23 protein-coding genes are annotated in these 26265 nt (G+C 66.3%); 9 read left to right on the top strand and 14 right to left on the bottom strand.

The features are described 5' to 3' along the window. Together ACQUSQ_RS07360 and ACQUSQ_RS07355 are read left to right on the top strand one after the other, a co-directional pair. On the top strand, positions 1 to 420 hold the full coding sequence (locus ACQUSQ_RS07360; protein ID WP_435067891.1) for an HIT family protein: 420 nt from the start codon (positions 1 to 3) through the stop codon (positions 418 to 420). Between the two features lie 504 nt (positions 421 to 924). Continuing rightward, the gene (locus tag ACQUSQ_RS07355; RefSeq protein WP_435067890.1) at positions 925 to 1668 is read left to right on the top strand and encodes a ParA family protein; all 744 of its coding nucleotides are present in this window, start codon (positions 925 to 927) and stop codon (positions 1666 to 1668) included. Here ACQUSQ_RS07355 and ACQUSQ_RS07350 read toward each other — a convergent pair whose 3' ends face one another. The 9 genes from ACQUSQ_RS07350 to ACQUSQ_RS07310 form a co-directional block, all read right to left on the bottom strand. Further along, on the bottom strand, positions 1669 to 2115 hold the full coding sequence (locus ACQUSQ_RS07350) for a peroxiredoxin (RefSeq protein WP_435067889.1): 447 nt from the start codon (positions 2113 to 2115) through the stop codon (positions 1669 to 1671). 152 nt (positions 2116 to 2267) lie between these two features. Beyond that, positions 2268 to 4040, bottom strand: coding sequence for a peroxidase family protein (locus ACQUSQ_RS07345; protein ID WP_435067888.1), 1773 nt, complete (start codon positions 4038 to 4040; stop codon positions 2268 to 2270). Positions 4041 to 4533: 493 nt separating this feature from the next. Continuing rightward, positions 4534 to 5670 (bottom strand): tyrosine-type recombinase/integrase, encoded by a 1137-nt coding sequence (locus tag ACQUSQ_RS07340; RefSeq protein WP_435067887.1) that lies wholly within the window; start codon positions 5668 to 5670, stop codon positions 4534 to 4536. Then, on the bottom strand, positions 5663 to 6151 hold the full coding sequence (locus ACQUSQ_RS07335) for a hypothetical protein (RefSeq protein WP_435067886.1): 489 nt from the start codon (positions 6149 to 6151) through the stop codon (positions 5663 to 5665). The genes ACQUSQ_RS07340 and ACQUSQ_RS07335 overlap by 8 nt, the downstream gene beginning before the upstream one ends. An 828-nt stretch (positions 6152 to 6979) precedes the next feature. Continuing rightward, on the bottom strand, positions 6980 to 11017 hold the full coding sequence (locus ACQUSQ_RS07330; protein ID WP_435067885.1) for an LAGLIDADG family homing endonuclease: 4038 nt from the start codon (positions 11015 to 11017) through the stop codon (positions 6980 to 6982). A gap of 58 nt (positions 11018 to 11075) precedes the next feature. After that, positions 11076 to 12317, bottom strand: a complete 1242-nt coding sequence (locus ACQUSQ_RS07325) for an RNA-guided endonuclease InsQ/TnpB family protein (RefSeq protein ID WP_435067884.1) — start codon at positions 12315 to 12317, stop codon at positions 11076 to 11078. Next, the gene (gene tnpA, locus ACQUSQ_RS07320; RefSeq protein ID WP_435068230.1) at positions 12317 to 12724 is read right to left on the bottom strand and encodes an IS200/IS605 family transposase; all 408 of its coding nucleotides are present in this window, start codon (positions 12722 to 12724) and stop codon (positions 12317 to 12319) included. Before tnpA ends, ACQUSQ_RS07325 begins: the two co-directional genes overlap by 1 nt. Positions 12725 to 12895: 171 nt before the next feature. Then, on the bottom strand, positions 12896 to 13402 hold the full coding sequence (locus ACQUSQ_RS07315; protein WP_435067883.1) for a conditioned medium-induced protein 4: 507 nt from the start codon (positions 13400 to 13402) through the stop codon (positions 12896 to 12898). 53 nt (positions 13403 to 13455) lie between these two features. Further along, positions 13456 to 14943 (bottom strand): aldehyde dehydrogenase family protein, encoded by a 1488-nt coding sequence (locus tag ACQUSQ_RS07310; protein ID WP_435067882.1) that lies wholly within the window; start codon positions 14941 to 14943, stop codon positions 13456 to 13458. A 123-nt stretch (positions 14944 to 15066) separates the two neighbouring features. Between ACQUSQ_RS07310 and ACQUSQ_RS07305 the strand changes: the two genes are divergently transcribed. Genes ACQUSQ_RS07305 through ACQUSQ_RS07295 form a run of 3 tightly spaced genes read left to right on the top strand, consistent with a single transcriptional unit; the run spans position 15067 to position 17044 of the window. After that, positions 15067 to 15651, top strand: a complete 585-nt coding sequence (locus ACQUSQ_RS07305; RefSeq protein ID WP_435067881.1) for a biotin transporter BioY — start codon at positions 15067 to 15069, stop codon at positions 15649 to 15651. Further along, entirely contained in the window at positions 15648 to 16343 is a 696-nt protein-coding gene (locus ACQUSQ_RS07300; RefSeq protein WP_435067880.1) for an energy-coupling factor ABC transporter ATP-binding protein, read from the top strand. The genes ACQUSQ_RS07305 and ACQUSQ_RS07300 overlap by 4 nt, the downstream gene beginning before the upstream one ends. Continuing rightward, entirely contained in the window at positions 16340 to 17044 is a 705-nt protein-coding gene (locus tag ACQUSQ_RS07295) for an energy-coupling factor transporter transmembrane component T family protein (protein WP_435067879.1), read from the top strand. Before ACQUSQ_RS07300 ends, ACQUSQ_RS07295 begins: the two co-directional genes overlap by 4 nt. Position 17045: 1 nt before the next feature. On the opposite strand, the gene ACQUSQ_RS07290 is transcribed toward ACQUSQ_RS07295, so the two are convergent. Beyond that, a complete protein-coding gene (locus ACQUSQ_RS07290) occupies positions 17046 to 18242 on the bottom strand; it encodes an MFS transporter (protein ID WP_435067878.1) in 1197 nt (398 codons plus the stop codon). Between the two features lie 86 nt (positions 18243 to 18328). On the opposite strand from ACQUSQ_RS07290, the gene ACQUSQ_RS07285 reads away from it, so the two are divergent. Further along, complete coding sequence (locus ACQUSQ_RS07285) at positions 18329 to 18808, top strand: cupin domain-containing protein (RefSeq protein ID WP_435067877.1); 480 nt, start codon at positions 18329 to 18331, stop codon at positions 18806 to 18808. Here ACQUSQ_RS07285 and ACQUSQ_RS07280 read toward each other — a convergent pair. Beyond that, positions 18787 to 19083: a hypothetical protein gene (locus tag ACQUSQ_RS07280; RefSeq protein ID WP_435067876.1), complete on the bottom strand. Its 297-nt coding sequence runs from the start codon at positions 19081 to 19083 to the stop codon at positions 18787 to 18789. The two genes, ACQUSQ_RS07285 and ACQUSQ_RS07280, sit on opposite strands and share 22 nt — an antisense overlap. A gap of 52 nt (positions 19084 to 19135) precedes the next feature. Then, the gene (locus tag ACQUSQ_RS07275) at positions 19136 to 19480 is read right to left on the bottom strand and encodes a hypothetical protein (RefSeq protein ID WP_435067875.1); all 345 of its coding nucleotides are present in this window, start codon (positions 19478 to 19480) and stop codon (positions 19136 to 19138) included. Positions 19481 to 19582: 102 nt separating this feature from the next. Between ACQUSQ_RS07275 and ACQUSQ_RS07270 the strand changes: the two genes are divergently transcribed. Both ACQUSQ_RS07270 and ACQUSQ_RS07265 read left to right on the top strand, forming a co-directional pair. Then, a complete protein-coding gene (locus ACQUSQ_RS07270) occupies positions 19583 to 20704 on the top strand; it encodes a tRNA (guanine(26)-N(2))-dimethyltransferase (RefSeq protein WP_435067874.1) in 1122 nt (373 codons plus the stop codon). Between the two features lie 426 nt (positions 20705 to 21130). Beyond that, the gene (locus tag ACQUSQ_RS07265; protein ID WP_435067873.1) at positions 21131 to 23062 is read left to right on the top strand and encodes an ABC transporter ATP-binding protein; all 1932 of its coding nucleotides are present in this window, start codon (positions 21131 to 21133) and stop codon (positions 23060 to 23062) included. On the opposite strand, the gene ACQUSQ_RS07260 is transcribed toward ACQUSQ_RS07265, so the two are convergent. Next, positions 23059 to 24909: a PAS domain S-box protein gene (locus ACQUSQ_RS07260; protein WP_435067872.1), complete on the bottom strand. Its 1851-nt coding sequence runs from the start codon at positions 24907 to 24909 to the stop codon at positions 23059 to 23061. The two genes, ACQUSQ_RS07265 and ACQUSQ_RS07260, sit on opposite strands and share 4 nt — an antisense overlap. Before the next feature lie 145 nt (positions 24910 to 25054). On the opposite strand from ACQUSQ_RS07260, the gene ACQUSQ_RS07255 reads away from it, so the two are divergent. Next, positions 25055 to 25792 carry a creatininase family protein gene (locus tag ACQUSQ_RS07255; RefSeq protein ID WP_435067871.1) on the top strand — a complete coding sequence of 246 codons (738 nt, stop codon included), beginning with the start codon at positions 25055 to 25057 and terminating at the stop codon, positions 25790 to 25792. On the opposite strand, the gene ACQUSQ_RS07250 is transcribed toward ACQUSQ_RS07255, so the two are convergent. Further along, positions 25793 to 26194: a DUF5790 family protein gene (locus ACQUSQ_RS07250; protein ID WP_435067870.1), complete on the bottom strand. Its 402-nt coding sequence runs from the start codon at positions 26192 to 26194 to the stop codon at positions 25793 to 25795. Positions 26195 to 26265 lie beyond the last annotated feature (71 nt).

The raw sequence follows: 26265 nt of genomic DNA, 5'->3' as shown, positions 1-26265 counted from the left end.
ATGGCCGACTGCATCTTCTGTTCCATCGTCGACGGCGACATTCCGAACCACACCGTGTACGAGGACGACGACGTGTTGGCCTTCCTCGACGTCAACCCACTGGCTCGGGGCCACACGCTCGTCATCCCGAAGGAACACCACGAACGCGTCAACGACCTGCCGGCGGACCTTGCCGCCGACGTGTTCGCAGCGGTCCACGACCTGACCGACGATGTCGAGGCCGCTGTCGACGCCGAGGCGACGACCATCGCCGTCAACAACGGCCCCGCCGCCGGACAGGAAGTGCCTCACGTCCACGCTCACATCGTCCCCCGGTCCGAGGAAGACGGCGGCAAGCCGATTCACGCCCTCATCGAGAGTCCGCCCGAAGTCGACGACGACGAGTTCGGTGACCTCGCCGCCGCCATCCGCGACGACTGATCCGCCGCTTTTTCGCCGTCGAGCCATCCAGTAGCCGAGCGGCCGATTTCGCCGCTCGTCAGTCGCACCACTAGAAAATGACAAACAAAAACTGAATTCTATACAACTTTGACGAACAGAACTAATACAATAAAATACTACTAGGAGCTTTAGCTAAAGACATATATACTGGAAGCACATTCAGAAAATTGAGCGAGGTGGTCGAGATACGAACACAGCACGCGTGACCGACACATCGGTCTCGAGCCAACACTGTCGTCACAGCCACAACGAGACGGTCAGTCTCCGGGGTGGTACGACTGGGATTGCTACCCTACTCATGGCCGAGGCTCCCACCCGCTCCCGGTGGGACCGTACCACCCTGTCTTCGCGATATGCCACGCCCTCGTCGGTCCAGCGAGGGCGAACTGCGTCCGCTCTGACGTGCCCACTACTGTCCTCAGTCGCATCTATCCCCTCCCAGACGACCCCATCCTTTTGTCAGAGGACGCGCCACCTCGGTGCATGAGTGACGCTAGTGACGAGACGGCGGCGCTTGTCGGCGCCACCGGTGGCGCGGGAACGACGCGACTGACGGTCGAACTCGGGGCGCTCCTCGCGAACGACGGGCGGGAGGTTCTCCTCCTCGACGCGGCGTTTGCCACGCAGGGCCTCTCCGACTACCTCTCCGGCCGCCTCGCTCCGGACATGACGGCGCTTCTCACCGACGAAGACGAGTCGCCGCTCTCGGCGGGCGTCGTCGACTTTCCGCTCGACACCGAGGGGCGACTGGCCTGCTGTCCCGCCGCCGCGCCGTTCGAGCGACTCGCCCGCGCGAAGTCGCCGGCGGCGGCAGAGCAGTTGGAAGCGCGCATCGCGCAGGCGGCGACGGCGTTCGACACCGTCCTCGTGGACACGCCACCCGTGGCCGCGAACCAGTCCGTCGCGGCCGTGAACGCCGCGGACCGAACCGTGGTCGTCGCGCCCGCGACGACGCGTGGCCGCGACGCCATCCAGCGGATGTCCGACCGGCTTACCGACCTCGGCGTCGACGTCGATGGCGTCGTCACCACGCGCGGGTCGCTGTCCGTCGCCGACGCCTCCGTCCCCGAGACGACGGCCGACGTGACCGCCGCGCCGACCTGTCTCTCCGACCGCTCGATGGCGACGGCCGTCGCCGACGTCGCCGGCGTCGCCGTCGACGTCACTCCGTCGACCGAGGGCGGCCGTGGCCTCCTCGACTCGGTCGGCGGGTTCGTCTCCCGGTAGCTAGCCGCCGACGACGAACTCGCTTCGGGCGTCCTCGAGAACCGTCTGGGCGTGCCCAGAGGGTTCGACTCCGTCGTACGTCTCCAGCACTTCGCCGTCCGCGAGGAGGAAGGTCACTCTATCCGCCGTTCCGCCGTCGGTCGAGACGCCGAACGCCGCGGCGACGTCGCCCTCGGGGTCCGCGAGCAGGTCGAACAGCAACCCCTCCGAGTCGGCGAAGTCGGCGTGTGTCTCGGCGTCGTCGGTCGAGACGCCGTACACCGCCACGCCGAGTTCGCGGAACGAGGGGAGCGCCGCCTGAAACTCGCTGGCCTCCGTGGTGCAGCCACCGGTGAAGTCCTTCGGGTAGAAGTAGATGACCGTCGGCTCCGCGAACGAGAGCGTGACCGACTCGCCGTCCTGTGTCTGTGCCGTGAGTTCGGGCGCTGGGTCGCCGGGTTCGAGCATCGGCGGTGCTTGGATGGGAACGGAGTTAAGCCCGACGCGTGACGCCCCTTCTTCGAATCCCCCCGCGAACCACTACGGCCAGTCGAGCCTCCCGAGAATCGCTGACGCCGCTCTGACGCTATCCGACGACGGCCAGCGTCCCGGGTAGCACCTCATCCGTGTGTCTCGAACGCACTCACCTCGCCCGTCGGGGTCAGTACGGTGACGGTTTCTCCGCCGTCGTCGATGGCGGCCGCCCGGCGACCGAACGCGACCGTTCGAACCCCCGGGTCGCCGTCCGGGCCGTCGCCGGTGTAGACGGCCAGCCGCTCCCCGGGCTGGAGGGGCGGAAGCGGTTCCACACCCTCGCTCGTAATCGTCTCCCGCTGTTCCTCGTAATCGACCGCGTAGCCGTCGATGGGGAGTTCTCCGGCCCCCGTGTGTTCGAGAATGACCGCCTCGCCGTTCGTGGGGTCGGCGGTGGGTGTCTCTGGCGCCGGGCCGCTGCCGTCGGCGTCGACCGCCTCGATAGTCAGCCCGTCCGGTGTCGGACCGGTCGCAAACCGGAGCAGGTCGCCGAGCCTATACGGCGCCGCTCGCTCGGACTCGTCGTCCGGCACTTCGGTCACTTCCCGGGGGAGGACCGGCCGCCAGTCCGGCTTCTCGTTGAGGAATGTCCGGTCGTCGGCCTCGACCAACCCGTATATCACCTCGCCGACTATCCGGCTCCCGACCGCGCCGAGTCGGTGGCCGTCGTTCTGCCGGTCGGCCTCCGCGAGCACGTACAACCATGCCGGTGCGTCGGTGTCTGCACCCCGATGGACGTCGGCGAGATACTCTCCGAACGACCGGTCGTTACCCAGCGGCAGGTCGTCGTTGTCGATTGGGTCGATATCCATCGCCCGCGCCAGTGCTTGGCCCGAGGGGAGACCGAACGCCTTGCCGCGACGGAGATTTCGGACCGCCAGCGATGTCGGCCCCTCACTGATGAACGGGAGCAGGTGGAGCGCTGGCGGCAGTTTCGCGTCGATTTTCGCCGCGCGCTGGGTCTTGCCATCCCCGTGCTCGAAGAAGTATGGCCACTCGACGACGAGGTCGTCGGGGACCGCCCGGAAGCCTTGGAGATGGTCCTCGGTTGCCTCCTCCATGGTCCCCGGCGGGAGTTCCGGTCCCTCCTCGCCCGCCGCCATCGTCAGCATCGTCTTCGGCGCGGGCCCGGGGAAGAACTGCACGTCCCCCGAGTCTCCGTTGACCGTGTACGCGTCCCGAATCTGACTGTGACCATAGCGGTAGGCCGCCACCGCGAACTCGACGGGAATCGACACGGGGCCATCCGAGTCGAGGAAGAACTCCCTCCCGTGGGCGTAGATGTCGTCGATGACGGTGTTGTCACACACTTGTTCGAGGAACTCGTGAAGGACGAGCCACTGGTAGTGCCAGCGGACGAGTCGCTGGGCCGCCTCGAAGGCGTCCTCCTCGGCCTCAATCAGGTGATGGCCGTCGCCCGAGCGGACGTAATCGACGACGCGGTTGTGGTACTTCAGGACCGTCAACAGCAACTGTGAGATGAGCAGGTTCTCGTCGTTGCGTGGGTCGACGATGAGCGCGCTGTCCTGACCGTTGCGCTGGAGGTCCGTCGCGCCGAACCGAGCCGCCCGCGTCGACGCCCCGTCACTCGGGAGGGTGTCCGCCGCGGGGCCGGTGAGTAACTTCGCCTCGTCGGGGTCCCGCTCGTCGTAGAGAAACGGCCGCACCTCCGGCCCGGTACCGTATATCGAATCCAGGTCAAGCGCCGGTGTCCGAAAGTTCTGGAGCGCACGAGGGTCGTTCTGTCGGTCGAGCGACGAGGTGGGGTCGAACGTGATTTCGTGGTCGATGAACTGGCCGAACAGTGCCATCCCGGCGGGCACGTCGGCGTTCTCCCTCCCATCCGTATCGCCAAGCATCGGCCCTACGACCTCGTCACCCGTCACTTCATAGCCCCCAAGCGCCTCGAGAAATTCGTCGCTCCTAACGTACGGGTCGAGCCGCGCGAACCGGTTGGCAAACCGATGGCTTCTGACCCGACCGCTGCTCGTCCTCGCCGATTCGTTCAGCCCCCGATGCTCCAGACTACCGTGGTGACGGTTCATAGTAGAGTATCAAACGAATAACAGATAAATGTTAGCTCGGCTAACACGTATCGTCACATCACCACAGCTAGTGAGTGGGTGAATGTGCCCGTTTTGCGACGGCCTACCGCAGGTCGTCGACGGAACTCATCGTCTCGGCCAGCGCGTCGCGTTTGGCCACCGTCGCGTTCGACTCCGGTTCGCGGACGCCCGCGACGGCGTCAGCCAGTTCCGGCACGGGGTCGTGAGTTTCGACGGACGCCGCGAGGGCGAGAGGCTGCCGTTGAGCCAGTCGGCGAGAATTGATCGGGCCATCGGTGTAGTTCGCTCAAGGTCTGAGACTGTCACCAGTACCGAAGTCATAAATCTCTGCTCGATACTGGTCGGCCACATCCTCGTAGTACGTGTGCACGTAGCTATCGACGGCTTCCCGAGTCACGTCGGTCCCGTCGATCCGATCCCCGCGCATGTACTTCACCAACTCCCGATTCCAACCCTTAGTGACCAGCCAGTGTGTCGTGAATCGGTGGCGACCGAAGTGGCTCGTCACCGCGCGGTGTGTCTCTGTCTCTGGATAGTCCGCCTGGAAGTGCTCCGCCCAGATGCGTCGCACGTCTTCGGTCCCCAACGGATTGTGCGTCGATGTCGTGTAAAACACCGCGTCGGCGTCGGTTTCAGGCCGGGTCACCAGTAGGTCGACGAGCGTCGCACGCAACTCGGCATCGAGGGGTAACACGCGCGGTCGCCCTGATTTGTTTCCCGACCGTTCGTATCGTGACGGAATGCACACGGCATTCGACCGCCCCGCCAGTAGCGCATGCGTCCCGAGACTGGGGTACGCCGCCTTCAGTTCGGCGTGATCGACCGCAATATCGCTCAGGCGAAGATTACACAACTCACCCGCTCGCAGGCCGAGTTTGAGTTGGGTGAGGACGACGGCGCGATCACGAATATGGGGGAGTGCGCGGATGTACGCCGACAGTTCTTCGACTGAGAGTCGTGGCGGATCCTTCTGTGGGGGACGCGTCAAGTCGACCTGTGAAAGGACAAGCTCGAACGGGTTGTACGACTCTGGATGCGGGAATGCGGGGTCGCGCTGCCAGAACTGGTAGATCGTGTCGAGTCGGTGGAGTTTCGTCCGGACCGTATCGGGCTGATTGTCCCGCTCGTGGAGCCCGTCGTGTACGAACTGCTGTACGTGTGATTCGTTCGGACAGGCCGGGTGGCGGCCCAGCCGATGCATGTGTGCCGCCCACTGGTCGATGACGCGTCGGTACTTCCGCTTCGTCTTCGCTGTCAGGTCTCGTGGTTCGGCGACCGCATCGAAAAAGAGTGCGAACGGGTCCGCATCGATATCGTCGAACGTCGCCGCATACGGTGCGAGCGGGTCAGTCGTCCGATTGAACGCCGCCGCGATGGCTTCGTGCGACTCGTGCCGCCCGTCGTCGCTCGGGCCCTCACGCATCGGCATCACGTCCCTGTGTCGTGTCGCAGCGCCCCATCTTTGTGTCCCAAACCTGCCCGGCTGTGCCCCCCCTCGCCGCTGCCATCCATACTGGCTGATACCGATGTGGATGCTCTGCGTGGAACTGCAACCACGTGTAGAACTCTTCGAGACGGACCCAGTACTGCGAGTACACCGTCCGGAGCGTCCGTGACGCGGCGAGGGACGTACACCATGCTTCGACGTCCTCGGGCCGTGCCAGTGCGTGATGCCGCCCCTGCTCGCGCATGTGGGCTTTCCATGACCGCTCAGTTTTCGTGAACGTCTGTTCGTAGCCCGCCGAATCGAACTCGCTTGACCGACTCTCGTAGAACGCTGTCCACACGTCTCTGCCGTCGTAGCGCTCGGCATAGCTGGCGAGGCGGTCGTGGTCGGGAACCGCCGCGTGGTGCTTGTAGATACCCATGCGTCGCTCTGGATCGCGCGCTTTCTGTCGAGTCATGCGTTGCTCCCGGCTCCCTGTGGGCAGCCGGCACCCGTTGCCGGCTGCCCCATACCAACCCCCCACGATGGCCGGCGCCGGTCCTCTTGCGATGAGTCTCATAATGTGACTGCGATTTCGGTGGGCGACGCGGTGTCTGGGGGCGAGAGCTGATTTCGGTCGCGCTCGTGGTGTTCATAATCGGGGTGTCGGCCCGGAACACGGTGGGGACGTCGTCGCAGCTATCTGAGGCTGGGCTGTCGTGACGGGACGCACACGTGGTGTCGCTCGGTGGGTGGGTGGGCTGTGGGCGCGGTTGGAGGTCAGCTGTGACCTCGGGAATCGGGGTATGATGGGTGTGTCGGTGCTGTTCTGTCGGGGGTCGCGTCAGCCGGTGTCCGTCGAGACGGGTGTCACGATGCCGGCGATGGTGGTGGTTGGCGACCGTCGCTCATCGTGGCCCCGACTGTCGTTCATAATCAGCACAATCGACAGCTGGCGCCCGTGTATGACTCGCCCACGGGCCCCGCCCACCCCGCGCTATCGGCTACGACGAGTCACCGCTCGTCCGGGCTACAGCTAGTCCCCGTTCGCAGCCGCGCTGCTCCCGTCTGTGGCCACTCGTCGCTCCAGTGCCACACCGCCCCTCCGACTGCACCCCGTCATCCCCACCGCGATTGCCCGTGACACAGCCGCCTTGCGGCCGCCACACCCGATTATGAACCGCGTCACAGCTCCCGACACCACCCAACGCCTCCGCTCGTCACGTCGCTCGCTCAGAACCGATTCAGGAATACGTCGCCCGCTCGCTCATCGACATGCTGTCTGTGCCGCGCCTCGACCACCCACCTAGACCACCTTGTACTGGTCCGTGGCCGGCGTGTACACGTCGCCCTTTCGCTTCAACTGCTCTATCTGGTCCATCACTTTGTCCTCGTCGATGCCCTCCATTTCGGCGCGTTCGACGATGGCGTCGATGGGCGCGCCGGCCTCGCCCTCGTACTCGGCGTCGACCGTCTCGATGACGTCTTTGATGCTTTTGATGCGGTCCCGCTGGCTCTTCGACGTCCCCGTCTCGATGACGTCGGCGTCGAACTCACCCGTCTCGGGGTCGACGCCGATGTCTTTCAGACACGAGCGGACGATGTCCGTCGAGCGCTTGGCGTCTTCGGCCTCCACCGTGTCCGAGAGTCGGACGCGAGCGCTGGCCTCCGCCAGCCGAACCAGCGCTTCGAGTTTCCGGGCCGTGACGGGCACCGGCGCGTCCTCGTCTGCTCCCTTCGAGCGCAGGTCGACGTAGAAATCCCGAATCGCCGCTTTCGCCTCGTCGGTCATCGTCGGGAAGCAGTTCCGTTTCGCGTACGCGATGTACTTCCGCAGGAGTTCGGGGTCGATGGCGGGTTCGACCGTGTCCGTCACCGACGCCACCTCCTCCTCGGTGAACTCCGGATTCGCTACCTTCGTCCGCTGGGTTTCGAGTTCGCCCGCGTAGTTGGTCCGCAGGATGTGTTCGGCCAGCGCCGCGTCCTTGTCCGGGTCCGGTTGGTCCGTCACCGTGAAAATCAGGTCGAATCGCGAGATGAGCGCGGGTTCGAGGTCTATCTGCTCGCCGATTGGTTCGTACTGGTCGAACCGGCCGTACTTCGGGTTCGCGGCGCCGAGCAGCGAACACCGGGATTTGAGGGTGGCGTTGATGCCCGCCTTCGAGATGCTGATTTCCTGTTGTTCGAGCGCTTGGTGCATTGCCGAGCGGTCTTCGGAGTTGTGGACGACCATCCCGTTCGCGACGAAGTTGTGGGTTCCCTCGACGGTGAGGTCGTAGACGCGCGGTGCTCGCGTTCGCTCGTCTATCTCTTCGAGCCGCTGCCGTATTTCGGACCGAACGACTTCGACTCGGTCGAGTGCAACCCTCTGGACCTCGTGGAACCGGTCTGCCTCGGTGACGCCACGACTCCAGCGCGAGAGCGTCGACGCGTCGACGTCGAGTTCGCTCGCGAGATCCGAAAGCGAGACGCCGTGTCGTTCCACACACTCTCGAAGTTCCTCCCACGTCTCGGGGTCGGGGTCGGCGGCGAGTAGTTGTCGCCCCCGTGTGACGGCCTCCGTCACGTCACAGCCGAGCCGGTCGGCCAGTTCGTGGTCGAGGCGTTCCGGATAGTCATCGTTGGCTCCCCGGTCGACGCTACGCGCCTCCGCGACGCGACGCCACTTCACGTCGCCGTAGACGAGGTCGCGAAGCGACGTGAGGTCGGTCTGTGCGACCTCCCGAAGCAGTTCCCGAAGCGCATCGACGACCTGCGAGCGAATCGAGTCGGTTCCCCACTGTCGAGATATCCCTTGCTGTGTCTCTCCGTCTATGTGCGATGCTAGCTCCGACTGCGTGACGTGGTATCGCTCGGTCAGCGTCTCGATTCGTTCCCAGTCTGTCTCCGCCCGTAACTCGTCTATGTCGGTCGCTGCCGTCTGCCGTCGCCGCTCGAACGCGTCGAGTATCCGTCGCCCCAAGCGCAGTGAGACGTTCGCCTCGCCGGTTTCGAAGCTACAGTACGTCGATGCCTTGATTCCGCACTCGCGCTGGTACAACCGGAGCGAGTCACGGAGCGTCGCGAATCGCTCCCCACAGTTCGGCATCACGTCCAGTATCGTTCGGTCCCCGGAGGTTCCCTCTCGAACGGACTCCAGCGCCGACGCCTTCCGTTCGAGTACGAATCCGATTTGTCGCTCGAACGCTCGGAGCGAGTCGGCCGCCGTGATAGCGAGTACGTACAGGTCACGTCCGTCGTCGCGTTCGCGCGTCTGGAGTTGGCTCGACACGCCGAACTCCAGAAGCAACTGCTTCGTCCCGAGCAACAGTTCGTAACTCGCCGAGAAAATCTGGACGTTGCCCGTCTCGGTATCGACCGACCCCTCGCTGTCGGCGAGCGCTCGAACGAACGCCGCTTTGACTTCCCGAGATCCGTCGGCGACTCGCTCGGGGAAGGCCTTGTCGTCGTACACTTTGAGATTCATCCCTGCGTCGAGAACGGTGTCCGCGACATCTCGTCCCGAGACCCGAACCGTCTCGACGCCGTCGGCTCGCTGTTCGCTGGGCGCCCGTATCGGATCGGCATCGAACGCGTCTCTCGCCACTCGCTCGAAGTCGTCGAGCAACTCCGCTTCGGCGTTCGTGAACCGAATTCCGTAACTGCCGTGCTCGCGGTTGTAAAACACGTTCCCGTCCCCGGAGAGATAGCCGAGTACTGCCCCGAGTGCGGGCGTGATATCGCTGTCTCGGGTCGGCTGATTCGAGTCGACTGCCACGCTCCCGCCGTCCGTTGCCGACTGTGGCACCGCTCGGGGCACGTACACCCAATCGTCCGACGACAGGTCGGCGGCCGCCCGTTCCACCCGCTCTCCCTCCTCGAAGACGAAGAAGGGGTGATCGGCCGTCGCGGTGAGACGCTCCCCCGTCTCCAGTCGAACTTCCGTGAGTGTGTCGGGGGCTTCGTACTCGTGAATCGCCGATACGGGCCGCGAGACGATGCGCCCGTCGTCGGCCATCGTCCACACGTCGAAGTCCGTCTCTCGTATCGTCCGACCGTTGTCCAGCGTCTCGACCGTTCCCGTTTCAGCGGTATCCCGTGCTAGTTCCGCGATACGACGGACGGACCCGTCGGCGAGATGGACGAGCGTGTCGCCCGTCACACACCGCATCTTATCAAGTTCGTCGACAGCCGCGATACCTTGATCGGCGAGGACGAGCGCCCCGGCCTCCAGACTCCACTGTTGGCCCTCACCGAAATCGTCGCGGACGGCAGCGGCGGTCAGCCCCGCCGAGGATGACCCCTTGCCCGACGTGTAGACCGAGCGCGGGGCGATATTTCGGATATATGACAGCATTTGCGACTTCCCGGTCCCCGGGTCACCGATGAGGAGCATATGCAGGTCGCCACGAATCCGCGACCCGTCGGGGAGGGTCTTGGTCACGCCCGAGAACAACTGGAGAATCATCGCGAGTTTCTCCTCGTCGTAGCCGTAGATGGACGGTGCCACCGAGGCCACCATCTCCTCGTAGATGTCGGGGTGGTTCGACAGCTCGATGATTTCGCGTTTGTCCGCCTCGGATATCTCCATGTCCTCGAACTGCTCGTCCTCGATTTCGACGCTCACGCCGTCCATGTAGAGGTCGAACAGCTGTGACTTCTCGTTGCCCTCCGTCACTTGGTCGATGTGGAGGATGCCCGTGACGACGACGTGGTCGCCCGCGGTCACCTTGCCCGTGATGTCGTCCTCGATGTCGATGTCGATGCTCTGGGGCGTCTCGCCGCCGCGAAGGCCCTCCGGCGACTCTTGGACCCGCAGTTTCTGGGAGTCGACGAACTCGCTCTGGTCGTAGTTAACGCGGAAGGGGCCCTGTCGCTCACAGCCCTGACACTCGTGGGGTTCCTGAAACCCGCCGTCGGACTGCGGGATGTACGTCATCGTCCCGCAGCGCTGGCACTCGAAGGCCGCTTCGGTTATCTTCGGCCGGACGTCCGTCGCCTTGCGGACGATGCCCGAGACGGCAATCATGCGCCCGACGTGGTTGTCGTGGACGCGAATCGCGCGGATGTCGACCGTGTCGGGCAGGTTCCGCAGGCGGACGTGGGCCTGCCCGAGCGACACGTCGGCGGGCAGGTCGTACATGCGGAGGGCCTCCTCCGCGAAGTCCCCGAGTTGGTCCGGTTGCGAGAGGTAGTCCTCCGCGAGGTCCGGGTCGAACTGATAGAGGTCGTCGTAGTCGATGTGGAGGGAGCGCTGCTCGTTGGGGTAGTTCTGGGCGAGTTGACTGATCGCGTCCCGGTAGTAGTTCCGGTAGAACCGGGCGAAACGGTCGGTCAGTTCTTGGTTCGGCGACGACTGCGCCATTGCACGCCCCTTGCGCGGGACCGGCTAAGAACCTTCGCTCTGAGTGAACTACCCTACCCTACTCGCTCACGGCTGACGCCGTTCGCTCCTTGAGGGTAGGGCTTCCTGCTTCCACGACGCGCTTTGCAGACACCGAGGTGTCCACAGGGAGCGCAGTCTCCACAGGCGTTGGTTCGGAGTATCCCACTCCTACGTCTTCGAGGCCGCGAGAAAGGATGTTCCACGCCGCGTTCGCGTCTCTGTCCGCCTCAAATCCGCAGGCGGGACAGGAGTGTTCACGGACCCACAGCGGCTTCTCCGTCGAGACGCCGCACGTCGCACACTCTTTCGTCGTCCCTCTCGGGTTGACCGCGACGAAGTGCGTTCCTTCACGCTCACACTTGTATTCGAGCAACGAGAGGAATGTCCGCCACGCGGCAGACGCCGTGTTGCGACTGTTCGACGGCGATTCGAGCATCCCCTTCACGTTCAGGTCTTCGACCGCCACGAGGTCGTACTCCCGAACGTAGTAGTTCGAGAGCTTGTGGAGGAAGTCGCGGCGCTTCCGCCGGAGGTCGGCGTGACACTCCGCGACTCGACGCCGTTGCTTCTCGTAGTTGTTCGACCCGTGTTCCTTCCGTGAGAGGGACCGCTGTTCGCGTTCCAGTCGCTCCCGTTCGTCTGAGAGGTCGAGCGACCCGACGGCGGTCCCGTCGGTGTCGTGGGCGTACTTGAGAATCCCCACGTCGATGCCGACGCACTGCTCGGGGTTTTCAGGCGGTTCGGGCGGTTCGTGGTCCATTTCGACGCCGAACGTGGCGAACCACTCGCCCGTCGGTTCCTTCTTGACCGTGACCTGTTTGAGCTTCGCGTCGTCGGGGATGGCGCGGTGGAGCCGTATCGGTATGTCCCCGAGTTTCGAGAGTGACAGCACAGCCTGACCGCCCTTCTTGTCGAGCTTGAAGCCAGACTGACTGTATGTGAAACTGCGGAACTCCCGTGGTGGCTTCCACTTGAGTTGACCGACGCCGTAGCCGTTCTCCTTGAGCTTGGAGAGGCCTTTGAGGTTGTCGAACAACCGTTCAACGACGGTTTGGAGAACCTTCGAGTACACGTCGGAGAGGCCGTCCCACCACTTCTTCAGGTCGGGGAGTTCCGACCGAAGCGTGGTCATAGACGGCAGTTCGCCGTGTTCGTCTTGGTACTCGTTGAGGCGGTAGAGTGTGTGATTGTAGAGTTGCCGACAAATATCGCGGTGGCGGTCCAACTCCTCGCGGTGGGCGTCGGACGGCTTGAGACGGTACTTGTAGGCGTAGTACATCAGCTCTCCCGCTGGTCTTCGACGTACTGTTTCAGCACATCCAGCGACACCTGCCCCGTCGAGATGAGGCAGTACGAGTCGTTCCAGAACGAGTCGCCCCACAGTTCGGTCTTCAGTTCATCTTCGTACTCGTTACGGATACGGCGGGCGGTCGCGCCCTTGACCGTGTTGATGAACCTCACGAGGTCCGTGGTGGGTTTCGCTCGGAACAGGATGTGAACGTGGTCGTCCTCTCCGTCGAGGTTCGTCAGTTCGACGTCGTACTTGTCCGTGAACCCGCTGATGACCCCGCGAATGAATTGGGTTCGCTCCTCGGTTAGCACTCCGCGCCGATACTTCGTGGTGAGTATCAGGTGGTAGTGCAGGGAGTACGTCGAATGCGCTCCCGAATCGAGGTCGTATTCCATCGGGTTCATACTTTTGTACGGTATCCCAATTCAGAAACGTTGCGACTACGTGGGCCTGTGGGCCTGCAACCGTACCGCTGTATGAATAGATGATGACGGCCCTGTATCCCCACCCTACTCCGCTCCCTTCGGTCGCTCCGTTGAGGGTGGGGGCTTAGCGCCTATATCCAGCTAAAACGACACGTCCGTCTCGATGTCTTCGGTCGCCTCGCGCAGGCCGTCCTCGCGGGAGTCGCTCGCGAGACGCTCGGACAGCGCGTCGTCGGTCAGCAAATCGGCGAATTCGTCGCGAAAGCGATGGTTGACGCGGACGCTCCGCTCGCGACTCGCCGTCGCCGCGGGCGAGTCCTCGTCCTCGCGAACGAGGTGGCAGTCGAGACGCGCCTGCACCGCCGTCTCGACGTCGACGTCTACCGCGGCGGCGATGGCGTCGTCACTTTTCCCGTCGTAGAACGCTCGAATCACCCGCACGTACGACTCGGTGTCGAGGGCCGTCTCGAAGTCGTAGCGCTCGCGCATCGCCGTGACGAGTTCGCGCAGACGGGCGTCGACTGCGGGACTGTCGCTGTCGGCGTCGACGAGCGACCCGCGGCGCTTCGCCTGCGACTCCGTCACCGTCTCCTCGCCGTCCGTCGCGTCGAGGAAGATGTCGCGTAGCTCCGCGGTCTTTTCGTCCATATTACAGGACGGGGCGCTCGCGGCCAAAAACCCATCGGCGTTCGGCGAGTGCGTCAGATGGGGTAGTCCCGCGGCTCGTGCTGGACCGAAATCCACTTCGTCTCCGTGATTTCGTCGAGGAAGGCGTCGCTGTTGTAGGTGCCGACGCCCGAGGCGCCGACCCCGCTGAACGGGACGTGGGCCTCGTCGTTGATGGGCTGGTCGTTGATGTGGACGTTGCCCGTCTCCATGCGCTGCGCGACCTCTTTCGCGAGACTGAGCTCCGTCGAGTGGACCGCCCCCGACAGGCCGTACTCGGTGTCGTTGGCGAGTGCGACCGCCTCGTCGACGTCCGAGAACGGAATCACGGGCGCAATCGGGCCGAAGTGCTCGTTGCACGCCGCCGCCATATCTTGGGTCACGTCGGAGAGCACCGTCGGCGCGACGACCAGCGAGTCGTCGACGCCGTCGATAGGAACCGTCTCGCCGCCGGTTTCGAGCGTCGCGCCCGCTTCGACCGTCTCCTCGACGTAGCTCAGCATCTCGTCGCGCTGTGACTCGTCGATGATGGGGCCGACGACGGTGTCTTCGTCGTGCACGCTCCCCGTCGGAAGCGCCGCCGCCCGCTTCGTGAGACGCTCGACGTACTCGTCGTACACGTCCTCGTGGACGAGGTGGCGATTAATGGAGATACACACCTGTCCCTGATGAACGAACGAGCCGAACGTCGCGGCGTCGATGGCGCGGTCCAAGTCCGCGTCCGCCATCACGACGTGAGCGTTGTTGCCGCCGAGTTCCATCGCCGGAATGGCGAGGTTCTCGCCTGCGATGCCCGCGACGCGCCGGCCGACCGACGTCGACCCCGTGAACGCCACGACGTCGCTCTCGGGGTGGCCCGCGACTCGGTCGCCAATCTCGGACCCGCGCCCCGTCACGACGTTGATGACGCCGTCGGGGAGACTCGTCTCGGCAAACAGCTTCGCGAAGAGCAGACCGCCCGTTATCGGGGAGTTCGTCGACGGTTTGAGCACGACACTGTTCCCAGCGGCAATCGCCGGCGCCACCGCCCGCATCGAGAGGTTCAGCGGGAAGTTCCACGGCGAGATGACCGTCACGACGCCTTTCGGCTGTCGCTCGACGAGGTTCTCCTTCCCCGGGATGTTCGAGGCGACGTGCTCGCCTTTCATCCGGCGGGGAAGCGTCGCCGCCTCCGTCGCGTGGTCGGTCGCAATCTGCATCGACGTCTCGCCCATGAGCGTCGAGCCACCGACCTCGTACTCGAGGAGGTCCGTCACGTCGTCGTGGTGGGCCTCCAACACGTCCAGAAACTCCTCGACGACCGCTTGGCGGCGAGCGGGCGGCTGTTCGGCCCACGCCGACTGCGCGGCCGCGGCGGCCTCGTAGGCCTCGTCCACGTCGCTCTCGGTGGCCGCGGCGACGGTCGTGACCGTCTCTCGGGTCGACGGGTCCTCCACCGCGATGGTTTCCCCGTCCGCTCCCTCGGTCCACTCGCCGTCGACGTAGAGCGCGCCCCAATCGGCCTCGATGGAGAAGTCTGACATCGTCGATACAAGGGGCCAGACGCTCAAAAGCGGCGGACAGGCGGAAACGTTGACTGGTTGTTCTCTCAACCGCCGATTCCGTCAACCCAAACCTACTAATAGGTTTACGAGAGAGTGGCGGCCATGTCGACTCCGACGGATTCGGTCGAGTTGGTCGGCGACGAGGTGACGGGCAACGTCGCCCGGGCGGTGCTGTTCGCGGCGGCGACGAGCGCCACCGCCCCGGTCGATATGGTGCATCCGCTCGCCCCCAACGTCCCGATTACGCTCCAGACGGTCTGGGTGTATCTCGCTGGAATCGTCCTCGGCCCCCTGTGGGCGGGCGTCGCCTTCACGCTCTACCTACTTGCGGGGCTCATCGGTCTGCCCGTGTTCGCCGGCGGCAACGCCGGACTCGGCGTCATCCTCGGGCCGACCGGTGGCTTCCTCATCGGCTTCCCGCTCGCCGCGATGACAATCGGCGCCGTCGCCCACGGCCGGGACGGCCTCACGCCGCCGAGCGATGTTCCGGTGCCGCGCCTGTTCCTCGCGCTCACGGCGGGGACTCTCGTCGTCTACGCCGCCGGCGCGGTGGGGTACGCGCTCGTGCAGGCTATCGGCCTCGTGGCGGCGGTCACCGCCGTCGTCGTCCCCTTCATCCCCGTCGCCGCGCTGAAAGTCGCCGCGACGATAGCCATCGTCCGCAGCGACGCCATCGTCGCCCGATGATAGCGGTCGAGGACTACACGTATCGCTACGACGGCGTCCCCGCCGTCGAGGACGTCTCGCTCACCGTCGACGACGGCGAGTTCCTCCTGCTCGCCGGCCCCAACGGCTCCGGCAAGACGACGCTCGTCCGCGGGTTCAACGGGCTGGTAACCCCCGACGAGGGCGAGGTGCGCGTCAACGACCGCCCCGTGGCCGAGGACTTGGTCGCCGCCCGAACCAGCGTCGGCATGGTGTTTCAGGACCCGCGCGACGGCTTCGTCGCTGCGACGGTCGGTGCCGACGTGGCGTTCGGCCCGGAGAATCTCGGTCTGGACCGCGAGGAAATCGACCGGCGTGTCGCCGACGCGCTCGACGCCGTGCGGATGGGCGGCCGGGAGACGGACCGCATCGACGAACTCTCCGGGGGTGAGCGCGAACGCGTCGCCATCGCGGGCGCGCTGGCGATGGAACCCGACCACCTCGTCCTCGACGAACCCTTCACGGGGCTGGACCTGCGCGCCCGCGAGTCGGTCCTCGACCGTCTCAACGCGCTCCACGCGTCGGGCGTCAGCGTCGTCGTCGTCACTCACGACCTGCGTGACCTCCGCCCGCTCGCGGACCGAACGGTCGTCCTCTCGAACGGCTCTGTCGCGCTCGACGCGGCGGACCCGTCGGCGGCACGGCTGGAGGAACTCGGCGTCCGACCGCCATGAGGTTCGACGCGACGAGCGACACCGTCGTCCACCGCCTCGACCCGCGGACCAAACTGTTCGTGCAGGCCGCCGTCGCCATCGCGGCCTTCGCCCACACGACGCCCCGCGGCCTCCTCGCGCTCACCGGGTTCGCCCTTGCAGTCTGCTGGCTGGCGGCGACGCCCGTCCTCGCCAGCCTGCGCTCCTACCGCGCCTTCCTCCCCTTTCTCGTCGCCGCGCCGGTAGTCGAGGGGCTGACCCTCGGGGGGCCGTGGTTCGTCCTCGCCGATGCCGTCACGCCCGCGCTGGCCAGCTATCGCGTCCTCCTCCTGCTTCTCGTCTCGACGGCGTACATCCGCACGACGCGAGTGCGGGCGTCCCGCGCCGCCATCCAGTCGCTGCTGCCCGGTCGAGCCGGCGTCGTCCTCGGCGCCGGCGTCGGGTTCGTCCTCCGCTTTCTGCCGCTGCTTCGAGAGGACCTCTCGACCATCCGGTCGGCGATGGACGCCCGCCTAGGGTCGACCCGGTCGCTCCGCGAGCGGATACGCCTCGTGGGAGTGACGGGGTTGCGGCGGGTGTTCGCCCGCGCCGACCGCTTCGCGCTCGCGCTTCAGGCCCGCTGTTTCGCGTGGAACCCAACCCTCCCACCGCTCGCCCCGACGTGGCGCGACGCCCCCGCGGTGGCCGTCGGGGTGGCGTTGCTGGCGTGGGCCGTCTGGTGACTCACCACGCTCGCCCGCCGAGTCGCGCCACCGCGAGTGCGCTGGCACCGACGCCGAGGACGACAGCGAGGAAGCCGAAGCCGACGGTCCACCCGGCGGTATCGGCGAGCGTTCCCACCACGGCGGGGCCGAGCGCTCCGACGAGGATGTAGCTCGTTCGGACAGTGCCGAAGCCGACGCCGCGCTCCGCGTCGGCCAGCGCGTCCACCGCTCGCGCCTGTACCGGTGGCCCCCACGCCATCGCGACGCCGACGAGCGCCACCGCCGGCACTGCGAACGCCGCGTCGCTCGTGAGCGCGAGGCCCGCGTAGCCGGCGGCGCCGACGACGAACAGCCCCCCGGTGACGGCGTCTCGTCCGAAGCGGTCGGCGGCCCACCCGCTCACCGGCTGGAGCGCCGCGACGACGACGAAGTAGCCCGAGAAGAGCGCGCCCGCTTCCGGGAGCGAGAGGCCGTGCTGTGCGACGAGAAAGGCGGGCAGAAAGGAGAGCGTCGCCAGCGACGCGAACTCACCCACCGTGGCGAGGCCGACGGCGAACGCCACTCGCGGGCGAGTGAGCACGCCGAGCGCGGCGTGTGGACGCACCGCCGTCCCCCCGTCGGTCCGGGCGGGGCGAGGCGGCGTTGAGCGCGACGCGCCGCTCACGGTCACGACGCCGAGCACTAGCGCGGCGACGACTGCCCCGCTCCCCACGGCGACGCGCCACCCGAAGCGAGCGCCGACGAGCGTCGCCAGCGCCGGCGCGACCAGCCCCGCGACCTGACTTCCCACGCGGTGGACGCCGATGACCTGCCCCACGTCGTCGAACCGGTCGGCCAGAAGTGCCGTCGCCGGCGTGTAGTAGAGCCCGGCGCCGACACCGAGGACGAGCGCGAACGCCCCGAAGGTGAGCGGCGACGGCGCCGCCGCGAGCGCCAGCGCTCCCACCGCCGTACAGCCGAGCGCAACGAGGACCACGCGGCGCGGCCCGTAGCGGTCGCCCGCCGCGCCGCTCGGCGCCTGCGCGACGGCGTACACCAGCCACATCCCGGTGAGGATGACGCCGACGACGCCCTGCGTGACGCCGAACGATTCCCGGAGCGACGGTACCAGCGGGCTGACGAGCAACTGCGCCAGCCGCACCGCGAAGTACGCGCCGACACAGAGCCCTAGCGCCGCGTATCGGTCATCGAGCTGTGCTAACGTCAACCGTGACATTACTTGACACACATAGTACTCAATAGCAATATATATTTCGCCGCACTCGGCGCAGTTTCTTTCCGCTCCCCCACCGAGCCGTCGATATGCACGTTGACGAGACCGATTTGGACTGGGAATCGATCGACGAGGGTGAGACGAGGTTCCGTCGCAAGCGTCTCGCGGCGGCCGCGGGCGGCGAGCGCCTCGGCTGTTCGCTGTACGAACTCCCGCCGGGGACGAAGTCGTGGCCCTTCCACTACCACACCGGCAACGAGGAGGCTATCTACGTTCTCAGCGGGTCGGGCCAGTTACGCACCGCCGACGGCGTCCGTCCGCTCGAATCCGGGGCCTATGTCGCGCTCCCAGAGGGCGAGGCCGGCGCGCACCGCGTCAGCAACGACGGCGACGAGCCGCTTCGCTATCTCGCGATGTCGACGATGGACGACCCCGATGTGACCGTGTATCCGGAGTCGGAGAAAATCGGCGTCTACGCCGGGTCGCCGCCGGGGAGCGAGGAGCCACGGACCGTCGCGGGCTACTACCGCCGCGACGACGACGTGGATTACTGGCTGGACGAGGCCTGAGCGCCGAGGGCGGCCCGAATCTCGTCGGCCAGCGCTCGGTCCCGCTCCGGCGCGCTTTCGAGATACGTTTCGAGGGCGTCTTGGGCGACGGTCCGCGCCGTCTCGTCGAGTCGCTCGCCCGCCTCGATACGGTCGAGGACGGCGACTGCCTGCGCCGGGTCGCGACCCGCTGCGACCGTTCGCTCGGCGTGATCCAACACCGCGGCGTGGAGCACCCACGCCTCCTCGCGGGAGAGGTCGACGCCGCGAGGGCCGTGTCGGTGTGCCGGGGACATAATACCCTCTTCGGCGCTCGTGTATGAGACTCTTTTGGCTGTCGGGGTCGTCTTAGATGAACTCCCGCACTTCGGAGTACCACATGTCGTGGTGGTCGACGGCGTCGACGCGTTCGGCGATTTCGACGGCCAGCGCGTGCCAGCAGAGGTCCGTCGGGTCGCTCTGGTCGAGGTTGTACTCCGCGTCCTTGCAGGTGCAGGTGCCGTTTTCGACGATGTATTCGTCGTCGTGGCCGACGACGACGGTGAAATCGCGGTACTGCTTGACACGCTCCTCGGAGACGGCTTCGATGGCGCGTTGCCCCCGATTCCCGTGTGCCGAGAGGATGGCGTCGGCGATGGGTCCGGATAGCTCTCCCGCCGTCGAGAGCGCCGCCCGCCAGTCGTCCTCCTTCACGACGAAAGCCGTCGGGCTTCGCCGTCTAAAGGGGTTCGGTCGGATGGATGCGCACCGCCCGCGAACCGCGCCGTTTTTCGGCCCGCCTCGCCCACCTCGACCATGCGCGTCACCGAGGGCGGAATCGAGTTCGACGTGCCCGACGCCCGCGACGGCGCGAGCGAGGGCCGCGGCGAGGGCGTCTTCTACAACCCGACACAGGAACTGAACCGCGACGTGACCGTCGCCGTACTCCGGGCGTATCGCGAGCGCGAACCCCGCGCCGACTCCTATCTCGACGCGATGACCGCGAGTGGCGTCCGCGCGCTCCGGGCCGCGAACGAGGGCTGGGACGTGACCGCCGCCGACACCGACGCCGACGCCGTCTCGCTCACGCGGGCGAACGCCGACCGCAACGACCTCTCGGTCGACGTCCGCGAACGCGACGCCAACGCCCTGATGTACGACACGACCCACGACGTCATCGACTTGGACCCCTTCGGGACGCCGATACCCTTCGCCGACGCCGCGTTCTCGAACGCCCGCGACATGGTCTGTGTCACCGCCACCGACACCGCACCCCTCTGTGGCGCCCACTTCGAGAGCGGGCGGCGCTCCTACAGCGCCATCCCCCGAAACACCGACTACCACCCCGAGATGGGGCTTCGGATTCTCCTCTCGGCGCTCGTCCGCACCGCCGCCCGCTACGACACCGCCGCCCGTCCCATCTGCTCGCACGTCTCGCGCCACTACGCCCGGACCTATCTCGAACTCGACGGGCGGGCGACCCAAGCCGACGCGTGTCTCGACGAACTCGGCTACGTCCACCACTGCGAGGACTGTCTCACTCGCAATCACGAGTACGGCTTTATCGCGCACCCGCCCGAGGACTGTCCCGCCTGTGGTAGTGACCGCTTCGTCACCGCCGGGCCGCTCTGGTTGGGTGCGATTCGTGACCGCGACTTCGTCGCCAGCGTCGCCGACCACATCGACGACGAGATGGGCGAGGCCGCCCGGGCCGGGCGACTGCTCGACACGCTCGAAACCGAACTCGACCGCCCCACCCACTACGACCAGCACCGCCTCTGCAAGGAGTGGACGCGCTCGGCGCCCGCGATGGACGACTTCCTCGCCGACCTTCGGGACGCCGGCTTCGAGGCGTCGCGCGCCCACTATCACGGCACCGCGTTCAAGACCGACGCCTCGGTGGCAGAGATTCGCGAGGCCACGAGCGCGGGCGACTGAGTGGTAGTGTTTAGATACGCAGATGAAATTGGCGCCACCTCGAAAGCCCCCGGCGTCTCGGCTCCCGGGACTCGCTGCGCTCCTCACTACGTTGCGGTGCTTGCAGCGTCCGGGTACGCCGAGACGCCGGCCCCTTTCAATCCCACCCCATCGACTGGCCGATTGGCCGCAACAGGGTGGACTGAAAGGGGCGACTCGTTATCGGGCGGCTTCGCCGCCCGATTGCCCGAGGGAGCTTCGCTCCCTCGCTGCTGGAGGAAGGCGGCCGACGTAAGCACCGCAGGCCGAAGGCCGAGGAGCGCAACGAGGCCCCCGAGTCCAGCGAGTCGGGGCTTTCGAGGTGTCGTCAATTCCAACGCGCTACGCTGAACAGTATCAACTGAGCGGTCCGTACCCTTTTGCCGGGGCGTCCCTGAACTCATCGCGATGGACGTCCCCGCGGACGACGACCCCTTCGAAGCGCAGCGCGAGCGAACCAGTAACCCGATGCGTCGGCTGTTCGCCGAGTACGGCCGCGAGCGCTCCGGAACCTTCGCCATCGGCGTCGTCGCCAGCCTGCTCGCCCGCATACTCGACCTGCTCCCGCCCCTCCTCCTCGGTATCGCCGTCGACGCCATCTTCCTCGACGAGAGCGAGTTCTCGCTCCCGCTCGTTCCCGACGTGTGGCTGCCGACCGACACCGAGGCGCAGTTCTGGCTCATCGTCGGCATCGTCCTCTTCTCGTTTCTCGGCGGCGCCGGCCTGCACTGGGTGCGAAACTGGGGCTGGAACCGCTTCGCGCAGTACGTCCAACACGCCGTCCGCACCGACACCTACGACGCGATGCAGCGGCTCAACATGACCTTCTTCGCCGACAAGCAGACCGGGGAGATGATGTCGGTGCTTTCGAACGACGTCAACCGCCTCGAACGCTTTCTCAACGACGGCCTCAACTCCGCCTTTCGCCTCGGCGTGATGGTCGTCGGCATCGCCGCCCTGCTGTTCTGGATGAACCGCCAACTCGCCGTCGTCGCGCTCCTGCCCGTCCCGCTCATCGCCTTCTTCACCTACCGCTTCGTCAAGACAATCCAGCCCAAATACGCCGACGTCCGTTCCTCCGTCGGGCAGGTCAATTCCCGACTGGAGAACAACCTCGGCGGGATTCAGGTCATCAAGACGAGTAGCACCGAGTCCTACGAGGCTGACCGCGTCGAGGAGGTGTCCGGCGACTACTTCGACGCCAACTGGGACGCCATCGAGACGCGCATCAAGTTCTTCCCCGGCCTGCGAGTGCTCGCCGGCCTCGGCTTCGCGCTCACCTTCACCATCGGCGGCCTCTGGGTGTTTCGCGGCGAAGGGCCGTGGCTGTTCACCGGCGAACTCCGCCCCGGCGAGTTCGTCGCCTTCATCCTCTACAGCCAGCGCTTCATCTGGCCGATGGCGCAGTTCGGGCAGATAATCAACATGTACCAGCGGGCCTACGCCTCCACCGCCCGCATCTTCGGGCTGATGGACGAGGACGCGGGCATCGACGAACGCCCCGACGCCGCCGAACTCGCCGTCGACGATGGCCGCGTCGAATACGACGACGTGACCTTCGGCTACGAGGACGAGACCATCCTCGACGGCGTCTCCTTTACTGCCGAGGGCGGCGACACGCTCGCGCTCGTCGGCCCAACCGGCGCCGGCAAGTCGACGGCGCTGAAACTGCTCCTCCGGATGTACGACGTCGACGCCGGCGCGATTCGAATCGACGGACAGGACGTCCGCGACGTGACTCTCGACAGCCTCCGCGACGCCATCGGCTACGTCAGTCAGGAGACCTTTCTCTTCTACGGCACCGTCCGCGAGAACATCACCTACGGCACGTTCGACGCGAGCGACGAGGACATCGTCGCCGCCGCGAAGGCCGCCGAGGCCCACGAGTTCGTCACGAACCTCCCCGACGGCTACGACACGATGGTCGGCGAGCGCGGCGTGAAACTCTCCGGCGGCCAGCGCCAGCGCCTCTCCATCGCGCGGGCGATGCTCAAAGACCCCGAGATTCTGATTCTGGACGAGGCGACCAGCGACGTCGACACCGAGACGGAGATGCTGATTCAGCGCTCGCTGGACCGACTGACTGCGGACCGAACCACGTTCGTCATCGCCCACCGCCTCTCGACGGTGAAAGACGCCGAGCAAATCGTCGTCCTCGACGACGGCGAGGTGGTCGAGCGAGGGACTCACGAGGACCTACTGGCGACCGACGGCCTCTACGCGAGTCTGTGGAGCGTGCAGGCGGGCGAAATCGACGCCCTTCCCGCCGAGTTCGTCGACCGGGCGACCGACCGGGGGGCACGCGCCGACGTCGAGGAATCGACTTCGGGCACCGATTAGTCGAACTCGACGCCCCGGAACTCGAAGCGAGCGCCGCCTCCCTCGCTCTCGCACAGGTCGATGTCCCACTCGTGGGCCTCCGCCACCTGTCGGACGATGCGGAGGCCGAAGCCCGTCCCGTCCTCCACCGTCGAGTACCCGGCCTCGAACACATCTTCTCGCTCCGACTCGGGGATGCCCGGGCCGTCGTCGGCGACGTAGAAACCGTCTGCCATCTCGCCGATTGTGATGGTCACCGCTTTGCCGCCGTGGTCGACTGCGTCATCAGACGGAGTCTGATTGCCTGTCGAGCCGTGTTCGACAGCGTTCTGGACGAGGTTCTCGAGGAGTTGTTGGAGTCGGTCCCGGTCGGCCCGGACGGACCGCTCCGTCTGCGTGACGAGTGTCGCCTCGGCCGTCGGGACCGTCGTCCAACAGCGCTCGGCGAGCGACGACAGGTCGACCGCCACCGGCTCGTCGACGTGTTCGCCCGTCCGCGCGAGAGTGAGGAGGTCTTCGACCAGTGCCTCCATCCGCTCGTGAGCGCGCATCGCGGCGTCCAGATGCGAGAGGTCGCCCGTCTCCCGCGCCAGTTTCGCTCGGCTCTGGGCGACGTTCAGCGGGTTCCGCAGGTCGTGCGAGACGATGTTCGCGAACTCCTCCAATCGGGACTTCTCTCGCTCCAACTCCTTGCGCTCGCTGATGTCGACGTAGAGTGCGAGCGTACCCACAACCTCGTCGCACGCGTCGTACCGCGGCACCGCGCGCAACAGCGTCTCGACGACGTCGCCGTCGGCGGTCACCAGTTCCCGGTCTTCGCGGACGAACTCGCCGGCCAGCGCCCGGTCGTAGCCGCCCCCCAGTAACTCCCGTGCCGACTCCGGCGTGTAGAACGTCGCCAGTCGCTCCCCCACCACGGCCTCGCGCTCGTAGCCCAGCGTCTCGGCGAACCGCCGGTTACAGTCGTCGATGACTGGTTCGCCGTCCTCGGTACGCGTGACGACGGCCATGACCGGCGCCTCCTCGAAGAGATAGCGGTACTGCTCTTCGAGTTCGGTCGTCAGTTCCTCCAACTCCTCGGTCCGGCGTTCGAGTTCCCGCTCTCGCTCCTTCCGGTCGGTGATGTTGGTGATGAACCCTTCGAGGACCGTCAACTCGCCACCGGACGGCTCGACGACGCGGCCCCGCTCCCACATCCACTTCGTGTCGCCCCCCGCCGTCACGATACGGTAGGTCATCTCGAACGACTCCTCGGTCGCGAGTTGTGCTTGAACCGTCTCCCATATCTCCTCCCGGTCAGCCTCGTGGAGAACGTCCTCGCCCCACGACACGTCGTCCCGTTCCAGCGCGCCCGCGCTGTACCCCGTGAGCCGCTCTACCTCTCCTTCGACCGTCTCCATCGGCCACCCCGGTTCGTTCCGACAGCGGTAGACGATGCCCGGCAGGTTGCTGATGAGCGTCTCCAGTCGCCGGGTCCGCTCGGTCAACATTCGACGGGAGCGGCGAGCCTCGACGACGTTCCCGATGCGGTTCGCGAGCAGTTCGTATCGCTCCGTACTCGACCCCTTCTGGAGGTAGTCGGTCACGCCCGCCGAGATGGCGTCGCTCGCCACCGTCTCCGACCCCCGGCCCGTAAAGAGGATGAAGGGCCGGTCGGGCCAGCGCTCGCGGACGGCCTCCAGAAACCCGATGCCGTCCATCTCCGGCATCTCGTAATCCGAGACGACACAGTCGACGGCCCCGCGTTCGAGATGGTCCAGCCCCTCGCGAGCGCTCGTCGCCGTCTCGACGCTGAGCCGGTCGTCCGCCCGTTCGAGAAACGTCGCCGCCATCTCGGCGAACTCCGAGTCGTCGTCTACGTGTAGCACCCGGATTTGTCCCCCCGGCTCCGTGTCGCCCACTCCGTCCATACGATGATTCCCCGCATTGTATGTGGGACTGGCAGTCCCTAATGGTACCGGGTACCACACGGCCCGGCCGGACGTTGAAGGCCCCGGCCGTCGAGATGCGGATATGCACCTCACCGACGCGACGTGGACCGACGTACGGGACGCCGACACCGACCTCGCGCTCGTTCCGGTCGGCAGCACCGAACAGCACGGACCACACGCCCCTCTCGGAACCGACGCCCTCCACGCCGAGACGGTCGCCGAGGCGGGTGCCGACCGCTACGACGGGACCGTGGCGGTGACACCCCCCGTCTCCGTCGGCGTCTCGGAGGAACACCGCCAGTTCCCGGGGACGCTCTGGGTGTCGCCCGACACCTTCCGGCAGTACGTCCGCGAGGTCGTACAGAGTCTCGCCCATCACGGCCTCGACCGGGTGGTCGTCGTCAACGGCCACGGCGGCAACGTCCCCGCACTCGGCGAGGTGACCTCGACCATCACCCGGCACGACGACGCCTACGCCGTCCCGTTCACGTGGTTCGAGGCGGTCGGCGACCACGCCGCCGACATGGGTCACGGTGGCCCGCTGGAGACGGCACTCTTGCGCGCGACCCATCCCGAACTCGTCCACGAGGACCGCATGGACGAGGCGCAAGCGGGGGCCAGCGACGGCTGGGGGCACTGGACCTCGGGGACGAATCTCGCTCACGACTCCGCCGAGTTCACCGAGAACGGCGTGGTCGGTGACCCCGACGCCGGTGACGCGGCGCTGGGCGACGAACTCCTCGACCTGTCGGCGGCCGCGCTCGACCGACTCCTGCAGGCGGTCGCCGAGCGCGACGTGTCTCGGCCGCCGAACCGCTGACTACTCTTCGTCCGTTTCGAACTCCTGCAGTGACCCACGAAGCTCCGGCACCGCGTTCGTGAGGTCGCTCACCCCGTCGTGGGCCGATTCGATGGACTCGATGAGGGCGTCGAGTTCCTCGATGGCGGCGGCAAGGTCGTCGGCGTCCTCGAAGGCGTCGGCGCGTTCGCCCATCGTGTACCACTTTTTCGCCTGCCTGAGGTGTTCCTCGGCGTCGCCGACATCGAGCGCGGACCGAAGCCCGTTCAACACGCCGAGGACGTTGTCCGCCTCCGTCTCCCAGATATCGGTCGAATCGGGGAGTTCGGCCCGCGCCTTCGACAGGTGTTCCTCCACGTCCGCGCGAACCTCCGCCGCCGCCTCGCCGAAGAGTTCGTCGTCGCCCAGTGTCGTCTGACTCATGCCCATCCGTTCGCCGTCATGTGGGTTAAACGCACGCCCGAAAGTGAAAGTGAAACGTCGTGTATCCGGGG

The organism is Haloplanus sp. C73 (assembly GCF_051195115.1).
In the GTDB taxonomy this organism is placed as follows: Archaea; Halobacteriota; Halobacteria; order Halobacteriales; family Haloferacaceae; genus Haloplanus.
The sequence above is the reverse complement of the archived record's forward strand: the minus strand, read 5'-3'. Positions and strand labels throughout refer to the sequence as shown.